We start from the raw sequence: 15,156 nt of genomic DNA, 5'->3' as shown, positions 1-15,156 counted from the left end.
GGCGTCGTGCCTGGCCGGTGGCATGATCCGTCTGTGACGATCATGGTCAATCGGGCGGTGCTGGCCCACCGGCTGTTCACAGGGATCTCTCGGCGTCACCTCGCCTGCCTGATCGAGGAGTTGGCGGTGCCGTGGCAAGCCGGAGTCGAGGGTCGTCGCCATGCTGCACGAGGTGGGGCCAGGAAGCGGGCAGCGGGAGCCGGCGCCCGCCACCAGCTGGTCTTCGTCGACCGGCTGGTGGCCACACTGATCCATCTACGGCACGACCTGCCGCACTCAGTCCTGGGGCTGCTGTTCGGTGTCGACCGTTCGACCATCACCCGTGCGATCGCAGAGATACGTACGCTCCTGGCCACGCGGGGGTGCGCGGTCCCCGACCGCCCCAGCCTGCGACTTCGGACATTGGCGGACGTCTTCGCCTACGCCCAGGCCGAGGGCATCGAGCTGCGCCTGGATGCCACTGAGATCCAGGTCCGCCGACCACCGGCCGGCCGCGGCGGACGGCGCGCATTCGTCTCCGGGAAGAAGAAGCAGAACACCATGAAGGCCACCGTCATCGCCGACTGGCGGGGCCGCACGTTATGGACCGACACCCTGCGGCCTGGTCGTATGCACGATGCCACGGCCGCCCGCAACGAGGGCATCGCCGTCTGCTTCCAGCACTTCCCCGACGTCGAGGTCCTCTTGGACGACGGCTACCTCGGCCTGAGCCGCGACCACCGCGGACAAGCCATCACCCCACCCAGAAAACCCCGGCCCGGAGCACTGCCCGGCAGAGTCCAGCAGTGGGAACGCGACCGCCACGAACACTCCTCCGACCGCATCACCGTCGAACATGCCCTCGCCGACCACAAACGCTGGAAACAACTGACGCGCTGGACCCACCGCCGCGACTGCCTGCCCGACACCTACCGCGCCATTGCCAGCCTCGTCTCCGACCGCACCATCAACGTCTGAGTACAGGTCACGCCCAGGCCAAACACGCCTCACCCGCTATCACGCACCAACTCGTTAGACGTCATTTCAGTTGGCGTGATCTTGCGGCAGTCTGGGGTGATGACTGCTGCGCTTGTCGAGCGGATGGCGCCGGAAGAGTTGTGGACGTTGTTCCAGCGGGTGGTGCCGCCGGCACCGGTTCGCCCGCAGGGTGGAGGGCACCGCCGGCGAGGGGACCGCGAGGCGCTGGCCGCGATCGTCTTCGTGGCCACCTCGGGCTGCACCTGGAACCAACTGCCGCCGGGCTTCGGGCTGTCGGGGGTCACCGCCTTCCGGCGGTTCACCGAGTGGACAGAGGCCAGGGTGTGGGCCAAGCTGCACCGCCTGGTCCTGGACGAACTCGGTGCCCGGGGTGGCCTTGACTGGTCGCGGTGCGCAATCGACTCCGTCAGCGTCCGTGCCCTCAAAGGGGGCAGCTGACGGGACCGAATCCGACCGACCGCGGCAAAAGGGGATCGAAAATCCACCTCATTGTGGACCGCCAGGGCCTGCCTCTGTCGGTCGGCATCTCCGCCGCCAACCTTCACGACAGCCAGGCACTCATCCCGCTGGTCCGCGGTATCCCGCCCATCCGTTCGCGACGCGGACCCCGACGCCGGCGGCCCGGCAAGCTGCTGGCGACAAGGGATACGACTACCGCTACCTGCGGCAATGGCTCGCTTCCCGCGGCATCCCGCACCGTCTCGCCCGCAAGGGCGTCGAGTCGTCCCAAAGCCTGGGCCGGCACCGCTGGGTCGTGGAGCGGACCGTGTCCTGGCTGTCTGGCTGCCGACGCCTCCACCGCCGCTACGAGCGCAAGCCGGAACACTTCCTCGCGTTCACCGCCATCGCCGCCACCCTCATATGTCACCGCCGACTCACCAAGTGAAATGACGTCTTATGGAAGGGCTTCTTCACTGCCTCGGTGCCCGCAGGTTGATCGGCGTTCGGTCGCGCAACCCGTCGAGGACCGTGTGGTCGATGGCGGGCCTGGGTCTGGGCGATGCCGCGGTGAGGGTGATGGTGCCCCGGTCGCTCAGCGCCGTCTGCCACTCACTGGGACGAGGCCGGGTTCCGCGCTCGCCCGCGGCCTGGGTGAAAAGCTTCCCCGCCGCGGCGGCCTGGCGCTCGTTGAGGCAGCCGGGGACGGGCCGCAGCTGCTGGTCCGGTCTGGCGTACGGATCCTGCGCGAGGATGCGCCCCGCGGTGAGGGCTGTCTTGTAGGCGTCCGTGTCGACGCTCGCCTCGGTGGACGGGGCGAGCGGATCGTTCCAGTCGGGAGTGGCGGCCTGGGCCTGAACAGCGTCTCGCCCCACCCGGCGGAAGCCGTCGCAGTCGAGGAAGTGGACGGCGGGTTCGGGTTTGAGGCACCACAGGACGTTGGCCTGTGAGATGTCACCGATCACCAGACCGGCGTCGTGGAACCAGCCGATGGCCTCGACACAGGCCAGGGCGAGAGTCCTGCGCTGGTCGGGCGTCGGCTGCGACACCTCCTGCCAGGCCACTTTCGGAGGCCTGATCAGGTACTGCAACTCCAGGAGTTTCGTCGTCCCGGTCGCGGTGCGCCACGTCATGGAGGACGGGGCCCGCCGCATGAGGAAACCGAGCGTCCGGCCCCCGTCGACAACCCGGCACAGCGGCCAAGCTGCCAGCGCGTCGAAGCGGACCCGATCGGCCTGGCCGAGCCCCTGCCGGAACGAGACGAGGTCCGCGAGCGCATGGCCGTTGACCTTGGACGGGTCCTTGTACTCCTTGTAGAGCAGTGATCCGTCACCGATGGCGTGCACCTCGCCCTGGCCGCCGCTGCCGACCCGGTTCCCCAGCGTGAGCGACGAGCGGGCGACGTCGCCGCCATCCTGTGCACTCATCCCTGCTCCTCCCACACGCAGATGACGGTCCGGTCGTCGTCGTAGGACTTGGCCCGGGTCTGCGCCTGCCACAGGAAGTCGGACAGAGAAGGGACCTCCGGCCCGCCCCAGGCCCCGGCCAGGTGGCGCGCGAACTCCGGGTCCTTCTGGGTGAGCGGGTTGGTGATGCCGTCGGTGCCCAACAGAAGGACCTCACCCGGCGCGGTACGCAGCACCGTGGCCTTGACGCTGCGGTAGGCGTGCGGGAGAGCCTCGGTGCGGGTGTCCAGGAGATCCTCGCCTCCCTCCGGATCCCCCTGCTCCCAGCGGCCGTCACGCAGTACGAACAGGCCGCCGTCGCCCACGCTGAACAGCACACGGTCACGGATGCGCGCGTCGGTGGGCACCAGGAGGACGTGCAGCGTGGTGGCGTAGTCCTGATCGGCATAGGGCCGGGGCTGGTGCTGGGCGGTGCGCGCCCACCCGGAGCGCAGTTCGGCGGCCGCGCCGGCGACGGCCTTGGTCGCCAGGACGCGCAGCTCTTCCCCATCGCCGGCGCACAGGGCCGCGTGGATGTTCTCGGCCTCCCGGTCCAAGTAGACGGCGGTGAGGCGCGAGAACTGGTAGGAGCCCACATGTGAGTACAGGGCGGAGCCCACCCCGTCAGCGACGGCCAGCAGGAGCAGCTCCGCCTCCGGTGGGCCGATCCGCGTCACCGCCATGGCGTCCTGGCGGCAACTGCCCTCCCAGTTGTGGGAGTCGCCCCGCACGGAGACGGCACGCACGGTCAGTCTCCCGATCTGGGCCCCGTCCAGCAGGACTACGGGAGAGAAGGGTGCGAAAAGGTCCGAGTCCCGCACGGAGGGGCGGCCCAGTGGATGAGGCGGATAACTGGGCGGGCGATTGCCGACGTGCGTCGGCACTCCTCGCAGGCGCTCCGTCTCCGGCCCCGGCCCCGGCTCAGTCTTCGTCTCCGGCTCCGTGAACGGCACGGCAACCTCATATGCCTGGGGGGTCGTCGGTGCCGTGGGCACTGCGGCCTCAGGCACTCCAGGGAGGATCTCGGGTGCCATGACGCCGTACGGCAGGCCCGCGATGTGCGCGTCGAGGCCGTCGGGATCGGCGGGTCCGCCCGTGCGGCGGGGGTCGTGACCCGGTTCGCCGTACACGTCGTGGGACGCGTCGTGGTTCATCGGGCCGCTCACAGCTTGTCGAGGGAGAGGCTCGTGAAACCGGGCACCTGCTCGTCGACCTGCAGTTGGAACCCGTCGCCGCCCTGTGCGGACATACTGGTCGCCGAGCTCACGATGGACCGGGTGAGGCTGGAGGCGAACTCGCGCAGCGCGACGGCCGGCGTGATGGAGGCGTCCTGCTGGATGAACGCCTTGAAGTTGGCCACCTCCGTGATGATGGCGGCGTCGGCGTCGCTGATTCCGAAGGCAATGATCTTCGGGGCGTAGCGGAACGCCTCCAGCTCCTTGAGCGCCGTACGCCAGCCGTTGTCCGTCGGGTTGCCGTCGGACAGGAAGAAGACCACGGGCCGGTAGACGTCGTGGCCGTCCGCCTTCAGTGCCGCGACATCCTTCTCGATGGTGTCCTTGAGCAGCGTGAAGGCGGCTCCGAAGGAGGTCACGCCTCCAGCCGAGAGAGAAGGCAGCTGCGTCAGCTCGCTCAGGTCCGCGAGCGGCTGCAGCACGGAGGCCTGGGTGGAGAACCCGATCAGGGCGAAACGGGTCTTGTCCGCGACACTCGGATTGGTGCTGATCTCCTGGTGTAGGTCGGGCAGGGCCGAGTTGATGGCGTCGACCCCGGTTCCCGCCATGGAACCGGACTCGTCGCACACCATGTAGAAGGGCAGGATCTGCATGGACTCTCCTGAGCGTAGGCGTGGGTGACGGCGCAGCCGTCATGAGGTGGGGAATGTCAACGGGTGTAGAAGTAGATCTCCAGATCGGCCGCGCCCGCGGTACCGCCGTTCCAGAAGTCCCGCGTCGTCGCGTCGGTGAACATGTCCGGTCGCGCCTTGCGCAGAGCCTTGTTGATCTCGCGCGCGTACGCCTGACCGTCACTGGGCTCGACGGCATGGCCGAAGGTCATCACGAAGGCGGCGGCGCGACCCTCGTAGCGGGCGGTGGCCGACCGGAGTTGCTTCACCATCCGCGTCCTGTCACCGACCGCGGCCGTCACGTGGACCTTCACCGGCTTGCGCTCCACGGACCGGGGGCCCTGCGGAGTCGGACTCGGTGTGGGCGACGACTCGGCGTCGCCCGACGAGGCGGACGGAGAAGGACGGGTGGCGGCCTGTGCGGCCAGCGGATCGCCCCGGTCGCCCATGGACACGAGGGCGAGCACGAGCAGCATGTCGGCGAAGAGCCATCCGGCGAGATGCAGCGGGGTGAAGCGGAACCCTCTTCTCACCGGGCTCACCGTGCGGATCCGATTCCGGCCCGCAGTTCCCTCGCCTGCCGCAGCTCGTCCTCGGCCCGCTTCTGGGCGGCCTCGGCCCCGGCCCGCGCCGCCTCAGCCTCGCTCCGCGCCGTCTCGGTCTCGGCGCGGGCCGTCTCGGTCTCGCGCAGCGCCCGTACCAAAGCGTCGGTGACGCCGGTGAAGCGGTCGGCTGCTTCGTGAAGGGCCTGGCTGCGGGCCTCGATGCCGAGCAGAGCCTCGCGGGAGACCTCCGCGGCCTCACCGGTGCGCTCGGCCACCGAGCCGAGGTCGTTGAGCAGCCGGCCGTTGACATCCGCGACGACCTCGACGCCGGTGGTGAACCCGCGCTGCGACGCCGCCAGTACGGTCAGGGAGTCCTCGACCTGCTGCGCCGCGTCCGACAATGCCTGGTGGACGCTGCTGCCGTTGGCGCCGACCGCCGCCTCCAGCCGATCCGCGGTCCGGGCGAGGAGATCGCGCATACCGTCCCCGGCCACCCGCACTTCCTCCAGCGCCTTGTCGAGCACGCCGGTCTGTCCGCTGACGGCGTCGGCCAGTCGCCGGCCGGCCTGCGTCACCGGATCGTCCAGGCCCTGCACGGCGGCCTGGATGGCCGTGCCGCTGTCCCGCACGGTCTCCTCCATGCGCAACACGACCTGCTCGATCGGCCGCACATACGACTCTGCCTGGGCGAGGCGCTGCTCCGCCTTGTCCATGGCCTCGCCCACCACCTGGGCGGCCCGGGTGAGTTCTTCCTGTGTGGCGATGGCCTTGGTCTGCATGCGCTGAAGTCGGCCCGCTGCCGAATTGAGCTCCGCGGCGAAGCGCTGCGGGGATGCGAATCGATGGGCGTTCAGTGCGAGTTGGGCCCGGGTGAGGACCGGCGCCAGGCGGGCGAGGGCCGCTCGGGTACGGACGCGCGCCTGCTCCTCGTCGCGTTCGGCAGCGGTGCGCCGGTAGCCGTGGACGGCGGTGAGGACGAAGAGCATCGCGAGGCTCAGGCAACCGAAGACAGCGACGTGCCCGAACCGGAAGGCCTCACCCAGGTGCCCGTCGAACCCGGACTGCCACAGCTGGAGGAAGGGCCGGCCGGCGGCCTTGGGATCGTCGCCCGTGAGCGCCCCGTACGCGCTGGACGCCTGCCACAGTCCGAACCAGGTGAACAGCAGGGGCAGGAAGACCAAGGCTCCCAGGATCCAGTCCAGTGCCGAGTTGAACCGCGCGCCTCGGCTGTCGACCACCGGCTCGGCGATGCTCTCGGGCCGGGCGAAGTGTGTCATCAGGTCCAGGTCGGCCCATGCGTCGAGGGCCTGCGTGTCGGTTGAGCCGAGCGCCTGTGCCAGTGCGCGCAGTTCCTCGGCGCGCGGTGCGAGCGCAGGGTCCTGCGCCATGTCTTCGAGGTGACGTGCCGTCACCCCTTGATCCAGTTGTGTCCCCGCGAACATTCCCACCCCTGCCCGGTGAACGCCGGGACGTACTCGCCGATCAAGCGCGGCAACGGTCAGGCTTGCCCCAGTGGCGCTTGCCCCCCGCAGCGCAGAACGAACTGGTGGAGACTTTTACATCTTCTTCACCAGGCGCGCCATACTAGACGACAATCGCATCAGCGGATGGGTGTCACGAAGCGGTATCAAACGATGTGCTGAACTTGGGGGCCTCGTTGAGTGGTGACGGTAGACGACGGGGTGTCATCCACCTGGGCGGTGGCGGGCCTCCCGCCGAGACCGAGAGGCGCACGCCGAGAGGGACGGCGCAATCGCCGCCTCCGGTTGCGGTGGAACTCACGCGACGGACGCCACGTGCCGAGATCGTGGGCCGGGGAGTCCTCCAGGTGAACCTCAACTGGTCGGTCACCTCCGAGGCCGATCTCGATCTGGGCTGCCTGGTTCTCACCCGCGACGGCGTGGGAGCCGCTGTGCAGCCCCTCGGGGAGACGTTCGGCGATCTGGACGCCTGGCCCTATGTCAGCATCGACCAGGACGACCGGACCGGCGAGACCTCGGACGGGGAGACGCTGCGGATCAGCCTGGAGCATCGGCGCCAGTTCACCAAGCTCCTCGTCTATGTGTACATCTACGAGGGCGCAGTCGACTTCCGGACACTGGGTGGCGTCGTCACCATCAGCGCGCCGAGCGGTACTTGGCGGATCCACCTCGACGACTCCCCGGCCGGGGCCACTTCGTGCGCCATCGCGCTGCTGACCCCAGGGCGTGACACCCTCGACCTGCGGCGCGAAGTGCGCTGGTTCACGGCCGATGCCTGGTCGTCGAACCAAGAACTCATCGACCGTGCCTACGGCTTCGGCTTCGAGTGGGTGCCCGGGTTCAAGCCTTCTCTGTAGCGTGGCCGCTTCCCGAAAGGCAGTCTCTTCGGCTTCCGCTTTGCGCTGGTCCGGCTGGCGGGCAGGGGCCGTGCCGTCGTGTGCCATGCTGTGGCGGTTTTCCGGAAGGGGAGGGTGAGATGACCGAGAAGGCGCTGACGCACAAGCAGGCGCTCGCCGCGGTGATCCAGGCGTTGGCCGGCACCTGGGACACCGAACGCGCTGTCCTGGCCTTGCGCGTCGCCGGGTACGAGCCGACGAGCGGCGAGGCAGCTGGCAAGGAGGCCCGCCGCATCCTGCGGGAACTGGCCGATGAGGGCCTCATCGTGAGGCCGGACCCCGGTCAGGCGGTGTATCGGCCGGCGTAGTCCTTGCCGGGGTTTCGGTGTTGCCCTGTCACGGGATGACGGGCTCCTGGAAGCCGTTCGCGGTGATGTGGGCGATGGCTGACGGATGACTGGTCAGCCACTCGCCGCACACCCGCCAGCGAGGGGAGGTGCCGTCTCTGAACTCGGGGCGTACCTCCGCGACGAGCTTGTGCTCGCACTCGTCGCGCAACGCCATCGAGCAGATCACATCGCCCTGTTGTTCAACCGCGGGTACGTACGGGTGGATCGACCGGATCGGAGAGCGCATCTCCCGCGCTGCTGCATGCGACATGGCGCGGAGAGTAACAACGTGGCTGCGCCTGGGTGAACAGGCCCGTGAGCGCCTGGGGCAGCCGACGGCTGGGAAGACACGAAGACGCCACCTTGGGCGAGATGTTCGCCACGCAGGTGACCGTCATGGCGCCGAGCGAACTCGACATGTACTTACGGGCGTTCGCCTGGCTCGCAGAACTGGCCGTGTACGGGGCCGATGCGCAGGCTCTGGTCGTGAAGGCCATCGACGCCCTCGGCTGACCCCGGGCAGCACGCGGCCCGCATAGTCACGCTCTGGGTCCGCTGCGCGTATGTGGCGGCGGCATGGGGCCCACCCGACCACAGGACCGACAAGAGCCCACGCCCGCATTCCCGGTCACGCCGTGGTGAGCACACGTCTCAAATTGCCTTGATTGGCACGCGTGTTCGATGAAGTGTGGAGTTCCCAGGGCGGCCTGAGCCCCTTGGGGCTGTCGTCATCCTTTGCTGCGCGCCAGATGAGCCTCCGTGCCGACTGTTCTGCGGGGCGTGGTGGTGTGCAGCCTCATCAGGCAAACGGGGATTATGAAGTGACGTTTCGTCGAACCTTTTCCATCACTGCGGCGACCGGTGTCCTGGTAGCTGCTTCTGCTCTGCCGGTGGCATCACCGGCCGCGGCCACACCGCCAAGCAGAGAAATGCACACCAGTGTCCTGCCGGTAGGGACGCGACTTCCCTCGCTGTCCGATCTTCAGCGGGCGGGAGGTAAAGACCTGCTCGTCAAGGAGCGTGAAGCGTTCACCGGTTCCGTGCATGCTCCCGAGGTCGTCGGTCCGGCGTCCAGGTACGGGCGCGTCAGCAGCCAGCGCTCCGCGGTGGCTGATCCGCCGGTGACCTATCCCGAGCCCGCTCGCACGATGACGCCCCAGGAGTGCATCAAGGGCTTGGGCACGGACAAGAAGTTCTTCTTCAAGTCGCGCTTCGCTTCCTGCTCCGGTGCGGTGTTCTTCACTGTGTGGTCGCAGAACGGCCGGCCCGTAGGCGAGACTCAGTTCGTCTATCTATCGGTCGGCACGATAGCGAAGGACAGCCGCGACGTACGTGTCACCCAGTACTTCACCAAGATGCAGAAGACTGGTGTGTTGCCCACATCGGCCATGATGATCAAGCCGTCGGTGAAAATACCCAAGGTGTGGCCGAGCACCGCGAAGGTCACCCAGACCGGCGCGGTGCCTGGGGCGCGGAGCTTCGATGTCATCGCCGCTCAGCAGCCCGCGGGATTCACTCGTGTCCTGAAGGCCGCCGCAGGCCAGGGGTCCAAGCCCGCTGACGCTGTCGCCTCCGTCTTCGAAGCGTCTGCTGTGATAACTCCGCCTCCCGGCTACACGGCGGCAGGGGAGCTGAGCGGGACGCTGTTCTTCCTGCCGCCCCGGTGGGACAAGGCTTCGTATCTCCCCAAGAAGGCCCAGGGGGAGCAGTTTTCACCTATCTCGTCCCGCTGGTCTACAGCACCAAGGCCGGCTCTCCGGAGAGGGCGGTCGCCAACCACATCAAGACCGCGTTCACCAAGCCGGGCAGCACCAAGCCGGCCAACGCCGGCAAGAAGGTCCCTGGGGCGAGCCCGCAGTCGCCGCTGCGTCGGCTCTACCACGACAACGCACGCCGCAAGAAGAATCGATCCACCGCGGTGAGCGCGTGCAAGAAGGCGTTCGGCAACGACTACGCCAAGGGCGGGAAGGAGTGCGACGAGTACCCCTTCGCGACCACCTATGAGGGCTGCGCTCAGAAGACGTACGAGCCCTCCGCCCCGAAGAACAACTTCTCCGTCCTGCCGCTGGCGAAGACAGACAACGGCAACGCCGGCAATCTTCTCGGACAGTTCATGACGCTCAATCGCATTCTCGACGGCGACGACGACGGCTTCTACGTCACCATCAAATAGCGGAGTGAATGCCAGGTAGCCCTGGGGGGCGTCCCCCCCAGGGCCGACTCTCACGCCTGCTGGGGCCAGAACTGCACGAGGTAGCGCTCGACGCCCTCGGCGATCCCTTCCTCCTCGATGACGCGAGCCACCTCGTCTCGGCCGGAGCAGTAGACCCGCACGTGCCAGTCCCGCTCGGAAGCCCCCAGTTCGATCACATCCTCGATCGGGCCGTACGCCACCGCCCACACCTCCAGGGTGCCCGTCGCGGATCGCACGGTGGTGTCAGCTCGCTGGTCCCACACGCGACTGGTGTCCAGGGGCGGTTCGCCGTCCCACACCTGAGTGGTCATCGCCGGCGTGTGAGTATGACCAGCGCTCTCGATATCGACCCGCCCAGGGTGGGCAGTTACGAACACGCCCTCGTCCATGACGCGGCCACCTGGATACGCGACCTGGGCGGACTCCGCATCCTGTAGGCACATCCCGTAGAAATCCACCTCGGGTTCGAGTTCCTGCTCCCGTACCATCCGGGGCTCAGACATGGCACTCCTACTCCTCGATCGCCGCCTCCACGCTAACCCGGGTAAGGGCGGGGGACTGCAAATCGTTCGGTGTAACTCCCGATCATGGAAGATGCATCGATGACCAGTGAGAACGTGCCCGAGCACGAGGCTGCCGGGTCGGCAGCGGCGGTGTCGGCGAAGGCCGTGGGCGACCAGCTGATCGACGAGCTGGTGAGCCGTGCCCAGGCCGAGGGTGAAGGCCTGCAGGTCGTGCTGGGAGGTGTAAGTGGGCCGCTGCTTTGGGGAACTTGGCCTCCAGGGCGTCCAAGACGTGTGCCATCTGTGCTCGGACGGCGTCGGTGTCGGGCTGTTCGAAGACCGTCCGCAGCAGCGTGGCCACCCACGGCTGGGCCGATTTCGGAACCTGGCTCAGCAGGTTGCGGGCGTAGTGGGTGCGGCAGCGCTGTCACGACGCGCCAGGCAGAACGGCGCCGATGGCATCGACGGGGCCGGCGTGCGCGTCCGAGATGACGAACTGGATCCCGGACAGGCCGAGGGCGATCAGTGGGCGCAGGAAGGCCAGCCAGCCCGCGCCGTCCTCGGCCGTGGCGACGTCGATGCCGAGGATCTCGCGGTGTCCGTCGGCGTTGACGCCGACCGCGATCAGCGCGTGGACGTTGATGATGCGGCCGCCCTCGCGGACCTTCTGGGTCAGCGCGTCCACCCAGACGAACGCATACGGCCCGGCGTCCAGCGGCCGGTTGCGGAACGCGGCGACCTGCTCGTCCAGGTGCCGGGCCATCGCACTGACCTGGGAGTTCGACAGCTGGGTGACCCCAAGGGACTCGGCGAGCTTCTCGACCGCCGGGTGGACACACCGAGCAGGTAGGCGGTGGCGACCACGCTGATGAGTGCCTGCTCGGCCCGCCGCCTGCGTTCCAGGAGCCAGTGCGGGAAGTAACTGCCCTGCCTCAGCTTGGGGACGGCGAGCTCGACGGTGCCGGCGCGGGTGTCCCACTCGCGTGGCCGGTAGCCGTTGCGGTGGTTGACGCGTTCGTCGCTGACCTGCCCGTATTCGGCGTTGCAGACGGCATCCGCCTCCGCGGACATGAGGGCGTGCAGGGGCAGACTGTCTGGAGCGGTCATCGTGCTGATCTCCTTCGAGGCTTCGACACTTCGAAGATCAGCCGGTGACCGTTCGTCTATGCGGGCCTCACTCTGAAGCCGGAGCAAACCCCCGGATCAGGTCGAACCCGTACACCACTTCCAAGGACGCACCCCCAGGGCCGAGGAGATGCCGGATGAGTGCGCTGACCGAGGAGGCCCTCCACTCCCTACCTAAGCAGTGCCCGATCCCAGCGCCCCACCCACGGCTGTGGTCCCGCTGGTGGGACTGAATGGGCCAACTGTCGTATGTACGGCAGGCGTTAGGCTCACCGAGACTGGCCTCATCCCGGCGCACGCCGATCCCGTGTACTCGCCGTACGCGGGACGGTAGGAACGGCCCGTGGCCCGGGACAACTAGGGGGCGCCATGTGGGCAGAAATCTCGGTGCGGCCGTCAGCGCGACGCACTTCGAGCAGCTCGCGGCTTGGAACATCGACTTTATCCGTGCGGACTCCGTGCAGGTCATACCCGCGTGACGGCCAACCGGAGTAGTCGCCGGCGGAGGCGGGATGCCCCCCGGAACGAGTCCTTGGGGTGCCAGGTGGACACGTCCTCACCCGTTCCCGATGCGGAATCGTCCGACGATCTGGAGCTGTACAAGCTCGCCGTGGAGATGGCGGACCGGGTTTCGTCGCGTCGGGGAATTGCCAACGCCTTCTTCTTGTCCGTGCAGAGCGCGATGGTGACCCTTATCGGTTTCAGCAGGCCGCAGGTCGAGCCCTCTCCCTGGTGGATTGCTCTGGCACTCGCGCTGGCAGGGGTCGCGCTTTCCGCGACCTGGTGGATGCAACTGCGTAGCTACCGAGACCTGAACCGGGCCAAGTTCGTCGTCATCAACCGGCTCGAAGAGCGGCTCCCTGTACAGATTTTCGCCGATGAGTGGCAAGTGCTCCAGAGGGACCGCAAACGTGGCTGGCGCGGCCGTTACGCCGAACTCGGTACCTCGGAACGGGTGGTTCCCATCGTGTTCGCCGGGGCTCACCTCCTGTTGTTCGCAGGCACGCTGTCCGTATGACTGCTGCGGGCGGCAATATAACGGGGCGAGGGCACATGAGCACTCCGGAGCTGATCTGGGGCACTACGAAGCTGATTTTTCAGTCGATACTCGATGGAGTCGGTTTTTTCGTGCTCGCTCTGCCGGGCTTCTATACCGGGATACTTCTCACCGCCGCGGGTATGGGGCTGGCCGAACGAGTGCTGCGTGGGCGAGGAATGCTGCCAGGCCCTCGGTCTCGCCACTGGTTCCTGCTTGCGCCGTTTCTCGTTCTCTGTTCGACCTACGCGGTGATCGTCTTCGACCACACCGACTTCTCCTCCACCTTCACCGATTCTGCGGTCGGTGCTCCCCTGGGCGCTGTGCTGGGATCGTCATCGATTCTGCTGACTTGTATCCTTCTGCGACCTCGCCGTCGTACGGGACCACGCGGAACTCTTAACGCGATCGGCGTCCGATGCCTGAATACGCTGGCCGCCGCGACAGCCCTGCTTGCTCCCGCAACGAGCTTCTATGTCGGACGCGAAGCCATGCACTCCCACGGCGTCGAGCGCTGGACGGGACTCGTGTGGACCATCCCGTCCTTTTTCGCCGTCCTGGGGACGGCAGTATTGTTCGTGGAGGCCGCAAACCGGCTCAAGTCCGATCCGGCGCAAGCGGTTATGACGCCCCGGACCCTGTATCTGCGGCCGTTCGAGTCGGAACACCAGCCCTTCGGGCAAAGCACCGGGCAGGACTCAGCGAATCTGGAGAGTGCCCTCGTCGCCGCCATGCCCGCCAAGTGGCTCCCGTTCGTCACCCTCGGCAATCCCGCTGACCGCATCGCCCCGTCCGGTGCCGTGCGGGTCTACCTGCCGGACACGGGTTGGAAGGACGTCGTGACACGGATGATCTCGGACGCGCGCTGCGTGTTCGCCGTCCCTTCCAAAGCCCCCAGCACCCTCTGGGAATTCACCCACATACGGCTGACAGGACAGCAACAGAAGTTGTTCGTTCTGACGCCGCTCGCCCCGACCACCAGAGCGGTGACGGTGCAATCCTCTGACGAGCGTTGGCTCTTGCTGGTCGTGAGTCTGTTTCTGATACCGCTCGCGGCCGTGCGCGCATGGGCCAGGGGCCCGGAGGCCCAGCCGTTCCAGTCCTGGCAGATCACGGCGAGCGCCCTGGCCGCAGCGGGTTATCTGCCCGGCGAGGATCCTGGCCCGGGGAGCCTCGTAAGCTTCGATCAGGAGGGCAGGACGCTGCTCGTGGCGACGGGGATCACCACGGTCCGCGGCTATCTGCGCGCAGCGGACCGTCACCTCGCCCAGCGGGAGGAGCCGCAACGGGGCTGACACCGAGCTTGCTCCCTGCCCCGCTGGTGGTACTTGGCCAGTACCACCAGCGCACCCAATGCACCTCCGTCTCAGCACCAGCGGGAGCGGCAGCCGCCCCAGTCGCCTCCACCGTGCTGGAACCGCCGAGGGAACACGGAAGGGTCACTGGTGGTCGGGCGAGGCTTTTCGGTGGGAGAGGGGCCACCCTATGTCGCTCGCAAGGAAGCGTCGGCCCATGTAGCATCGCCGCCTCGGGCGTATACCAGAACGGGGCGCCTGGGATCGACTTTGACGTGGTCGTCCCGAATTCGCTGTACAGCCCGTCGCGACAGCAGTGGCGGAACCTGGGAATCGTGACGCACAACGGTGTGCCCCAGCCGATTGGATCCATGCCATGAATTCATCTCGCGACGAGGGCGTGGCCCGTCTCCTGTCCGTCATGCCGGCCGACCTCGGTGAGGACCAGGAGGTCGACTGGGCTGCACTTCGAACGGCCTGGGGGCACGGGTTTCCCTCGGACTACATGACCTTCATGTCGCACTACGGAGCTGGAGCCATCGACGACTCCTTCTCGATCCTGGTGCCGAACACGCCTGCCGGGGTCGAGGAAGGCGGCATGGCGGGAGAGACGCGCAATGCGGTCGACCTGTGGGATGTGGGTTCCGTACCTCTTCTGGCCTGGGGCCTCACCGTCGCCGCGGACATCGTGTGCTGGAAGACGGAACACGAAGATCCCGACCGCTGGCCGGTCGTCGTATGGCGGCGCCAGAAGTCGTCTCCCCGATGGGCTGAGTACGACCGGGGCATGACCGGATTCCTCTGCGGCCTCTTCTACCGTGAGTTCGACGACTGTCCACTGAGCGATGCGACCTTGTGGGGAAACCTGACACCAAGGTTCATCAGCGGCGGACACGAGCAACGACTCCTGGACGAGGGGCTGAACCCCTGGACCGGGGAGCCCGACCCCTACGCGAACCTGTCGTTCGACGACTGAGCGAGCCGCAGGGCAACGGAGACGTTGACCGTGATTGGCGGTCTCTGGAAGCAGATCTGACGAAAGGGC

General features: G+C 67.5%; 16 protein-coding genes and 2 pseudogenes. 9 read left to right on the top strand and 9 right to left on the bottom strand.

Annotated elements, in window-relative coordinates:
* Nucleotides 1–42: 42 nt before the first annotated feature.
* Nucleotides 43–957, top strand: a complete 915-nt coding sequence (locus L3078_RS13505; protein WP_239760302.1) for a transposase — start codon at nt 43–45, stop codon at nt 955–957.
* A 99-nt stretch (nt 958–1,056) separates the two neighbouring features.
* A pseudogene (locus tag L3078_RS13500) lies at nt 1,057–1,864 on the top strand (IS5 family transposase).
* Between the two features lie 25 nt (nt 1,865–1,889).
* Here L3078_RS13500 and L3078_RS13495 read toward each other — a convergent pair.
* Genes L3078_RS13495 through L3078_RS13475 form a run of 5 tightly spaced genes read right to left on the bottom strand, consistent with a single transcriptional unit; the run spans nt 1,890 to nt 6,640 of the window.
* Complete coding sequence (locus L3078_RS13495) at nt 1,890–2,843, bottom strand: hypothetical protein (protein ID WP_239753804.1); 954 nt, start codon at nt 2,841–2,843, stop codon at nt 1,890–1,892.
* Nucleotides 2,840–4,015: a protein phosphatase 2C domain-containing protein gene (locus L3078_RS13490; RefSeq protein ID WP_239753803.1), complete on the bottom strand. Its 1,176-nt coding sequence runs from the start codon at nt 4,013–4,015 to the stop codon at nt 2,840–2,842. Before L3078_RS13490 ends, L3078_RS13495 begins: the two co-directional genes overlap by 4 nt.
* 8 nt (nt 4,016–4,023) lie before the next feature.
* Entirely contained in the window at nt 4,024–4,689 is a 666-nt protein-coding gene (locus L3078_RS13485; protein WP_239753802.1) for a vWA domain-containing protein, read from the bottom strand.
* Nucleotides 4,690–4,745: 56 nt separating this feature from the next.
* On the bottom strand, nt 4,746–5,249 hold the full coding sequence (locus tag L3078_RS13480) for a hypothetical protein (RefSeq protein ID WP_045558016.1): 504 nt from the start codon (nt 5,247–5,249) through the stop codon (nt 4,746–4,748).
* Nucleotides 5,246–6,640 carry a hypothetical protein gene (locus L3078_RS13475; RefSeq protein ID WP_239753801.1) on the bottom strand — a complete coding sequence of 465 codons (1,395 nt, stop codon included), beginning with the start codon at nt 6,638–6,640 and terminating at the stop codon, nt 5,246–5,248. Before L3078_RS13475 ends, L3078_RS13480 begins: the two co-directional genes overlap by 4 nt.
* Before the next feature lie 383 nt (nt 6,641–7,023).
* Here L3078_RS13475 and L3078_RS13470 point away from each other — a divergent pair, with 383 nt between their 5' ends.
* The gene (locus tag L3078_RS13470; RefSeq protein ID WP_225615707.1) at nt 7,024–7,590 is read left to right on the top strand and encodes a tellurium resistance protein; all 567 of its coding nucleotides are present in this window, start codon (nt 7,024–7,026) and stop codon (nt 7,588–7,590) included.
* A gap of 119 nt (nt 7,591–7,709) precedes the next feature.
* A complete protein-coding gene (locus tag L3078_RS13465) occupies nt 7,710–7,937 on the top strand; it encodes a hypothetical protein (protein ID WP_239753800.1) in 228 nt (75 codons plus the stop codon).
* Between the two features lie 28 nt (nt 7,938–7,965).
* Here L3078_RS13465 and L3078_RS13460 read toward each other — a convergent pair whose 3' ends face one another.
* Nucleotides 7,966–8,229, bottom strand: a complete 264-nt coding sequence (locus tag L3078_RS13460; protein ID WP_239753798.1) for a hypothetical protein — start codon at nt 8,227–8,229, stop codon at nt 7,966–7,968.
* Between the two features lie 101 nt (nt 8,230–8,330).
* Here L3078_RS13460 and L3078_RS13455 point away from each other — a divergent pair, with 101 nt between their 5' ends.
* Nucleotides 8,331–8,471, top strand: a complete 141-nt coding sequence (locus L3078_RS13455) for a hypothetical protein (protein ID WP_239753796.1) — start codon at nt 8,331–8,333, stop codon at nt 8,469–8,471.
* Between the two features lie 775 nt (nt 8,472–9,246).
* Here L3078_RS13455 and L3078_RS13450 read toward each other — a convergent pair.
* Entirely contained in the window at nt 9,247–9,447 is a 201-nt protein-coding gene (locus tag L3078_RS13450) for a hypothetical protein (RefSeq protein WP_239753794.1), read from the bottom strand.
* Nucleotides 9,448–9,621: 174 nt separating this feature from the next.
* Between L3078_RS13450 and L3078_RS13445 the strand changes: the two genes are divergently transcribed.
* Complete coding sequence (locus L3078_RS13445; protein WP_239753792.1) at nt 9,622–10,131, top strand: NucA/NucB deoxyribonuclease domain-containing protein; 510 nt, start codon at nt 9,622–9,624, stop codon at nt 10,129–10,131.
* 50 nt (nt 10,132–10,181) lie between these two features.
* Here the strand turns inward: L3078_RS13445 and L3078_RS13440 are convergent, their stop codons facing one another.
* Both L3078_RS13440 and L3078_RS13435 read right to left on the bottom strand, forming a co-directional pair.
* Complete coding sequence (locus L3078_RS13440; RefSeq protein WP_239760754.1) at nt 10,182–10,463, bottom strand: hypothetical protein; 282 nt, start codon at nt 10,461–10,463, stop codon at nt 10,182–10,184.
* A 405-nt stretch (nt 10,464–10,868) separates the two neighbouring features.
* Nucleotides 10,869–11,762, bottom strand: a pseudogene (locus L3078_RS13435) (IS256 family transposase); the annotation flags it as partial.
* 562 nt (nt 11,763–12,324) lie between these two features.
* On the opposite strand from L3078_RS13435, the gene L3078_RS13430 reads away from it, so the two are divergent.
* The 3 genes from L3078_RS13430 (at nt 12,325) to L3078_RS13420 (ending at nt 15,087) form a co-directional block, all read left to right on the top strand.
* Nucleotides 12,325–12,798 carry a RipA family octameric membrane protein gene (locus L3078_RS13430; RefSeq protein ID WP_239753789.1) on the top strand — a complete coding sequence of 158 codons (474 nt, stop codon included), beginning with the start codon at nt 12,325–12,327 and terminating at the stop codon, nt 12,796–12,798.
* 35 nt (nt 12,799–12,833) lie between these two features.
* Nucleotides 12,834–14,111, top strand: a complete 1,278-nt coding sequence (locus tag L3078_RS13425) for a hypothetical protein (RefSeq protein ID WP_239753788.1) — start codon at nt 12,834–12,836, stop codon at nt 14,109–14,111.
* Nucleotides 14,112–14,532: 421 nt separating this feature from the next.
* Nucleotides 14,533–15,087 carry a hypothetical protein gene (locus tag L3078_RS13420; RefSeq protein ID WP_239753786.1) on the top strand — a complete coding sequence of 185 codons (555 nt, stop codon included), beginning with the start codon at nt 14,533–14,535 and terminating at the stop codon, nt 15,085–15,087.
* Nucleotides 15,088–15,156 lie beyond the last annotated feature (69 nt).

The sequence above is a fragment of the Streptomyces deccanensis genome (assembly GCF_022385335.1).
GTDB classification, from domain to species: Bacteria; Actinomycetota; Actinomycetes; order Streptomycetales; family Streptomycetaceae; genus Streptomyces; species Streptomyces deccanensis.
Note: the sequence above shows the minus strand (reverse complement) of the source record. Positions and strands in the feature narration are given on the sequence as shown.